A 1,523-nucleotide genomic window follows, 5' to 3' on the forward strand; every position below is an offset into this window, starting at 1 on the left:
GAGGTGCAGGCGGTGCTGGCCGGCCATCCGCGGGTTGCTCAGGCGGTGGTGACGGTTCGTGAGGACGTCCCGGGCGGCAGGGGCCTGGTGGGGTACGTCGTCCCGGCCGACGCCGACGCCGACGCCGGCGCAGGTGAGGGCGGACTCGCTCTGGTGGTACGGGAGTTCACGGCCGGGCGTCTGCCCGCCCACATGGTTCCGGTGGCTGTCGTGGTGCTTGACGCGTTGCCGTTGACCTCCAGCGGAAAGCTCGACCGGGCCGCCCTCCCGGCTCCGGATCAGATCGTTGGCGAGAGCGACGGCACCCTGGCTCCGGCATCGGTGACCGAGGAGATTCTCTGCGGCCTGTTCGCCGACGTGCTCGGCTTGGACCGGGTCGGGCCGCAGGACAGCTTCTTCACGCTGGGCGGGCACTCGCTGCTGGTCATCATGCTGGTCGCACGGCTGCGCGCCGTGCTGGACGTCGAGGTGCGGGTGCGGGCCGTTTTCGAGATGTCCACCCCGGCAGCCCTGGCGGCCACGCTGGCACAGGCCGACCAGGCGCGGTTGCCGCTCGTGGTGCGGCCGCGTCCGGAGCGGGTGCCGCTGTCGTTCGCCCAGCAACGGCTCTGGTTCATCGCCCAGCTTGAGGGACCGTCCTCGACCTACAGCAACCTGCTCTCGCTTCGGTTGTCCGGGCAGTTGGACGTCGATGCGTTGGGGTTGGCGTTGGGTGATGTGGTGGGTCGTCATGAGGTGTTGCGGACGGTGTTTCCCGCTGTTGACGGTGTGCCGTTCCAGCGGGTGTTGAGTGTGGGCGAGCTGGACTGGCGGCTGGAGCGGGCGTGGGTCGCCGAGGAGGACGTGCGGGGTGTGGTGGCCGCGGTGGCGGGCGTGCCGTTCGACCTTTCCGTAGAGATTCCGTTGCGGGCGCGGTTGCTCTCGGTGGGGCCTGATGAGCATGTGTTGGTGTTGGTGTTGCATCACATTGCGACGGATGGGTGGTCGACGGGGGTTTTGGCGCGGGATGTGAGTGTCGCGTATGCGGCGCGGGTGCGGGGTGGGGTGCCGGGGTGGGATCGGTTGCCGGTGCAGTACGCGGATTATGCGTTGTGGCAGCGGGAGTTGCTGGGCGACGAGGACGACGCGGAGAGTGTGCAGTCCCAGCAGGTGGCGTGGTGGCGTGGTGCGCTCGAGGGTGCGCCGGTGGAGTTGGTGCTGCCTGTCGATCGGCCGCGGTCGGCGGTGGGGAGCCATCGTGGGCACGTGGTGCGGCTTGCGATTCCCGCGGAGGTGCATGCGGGGTTGGCGGCGTTGGCGCGTCGTGAGGGTGTGACGCTGTTCATGGTGTTGCAGGCGGCGCTGGCGGTGTTGCTGTCGAAGTTGGGTGCGGGGGAGGACATTCCGGTCGGTACGGGTGTCGCGGGTCGGACGGATGCTGCACTGGATGATCTGGTGGGGTTCTTCGTCAATACGTTGGTGTTGCGGACGGATGTGTCCGGGGATCCGGAGTTCACTGGGTTGCTGGGGCGGGTGCGGGAGTT

Annotated in this window: 1 protein-coding gene and 1 pseudogene; both read left to right on the forward strand. The window is 68.7% G+C overall.

The window, feature by feature from the left end:
- Window positions 1–48: 48 nt before the first annotated feature.
- Window positions 49–189, forward strand: a pseudogene (locus ACIQBL_RS48055) (hypothetical protein); the annotation flags it as partial.
- Window positions 190–201: 12 nt separating this feature from the next.
- Window positions 202–1,523, forward strand: a 1,322-nt coding sequence (locus ACIQBL_RS48060) for a condensation domain-containing protein (RefSeq protein WP_401955363.1), incomplete at its 3' end; no start/stop codon positions are given.

It is taken from the genome of Streptomyces sp. NPDC088350 (assembly GCF_044753545.1).
Lineage (GTDB): Bacteria > Actinomycetota > Actinomycetes > Streptomycetales > Streptomycetaceae > Streptomyces.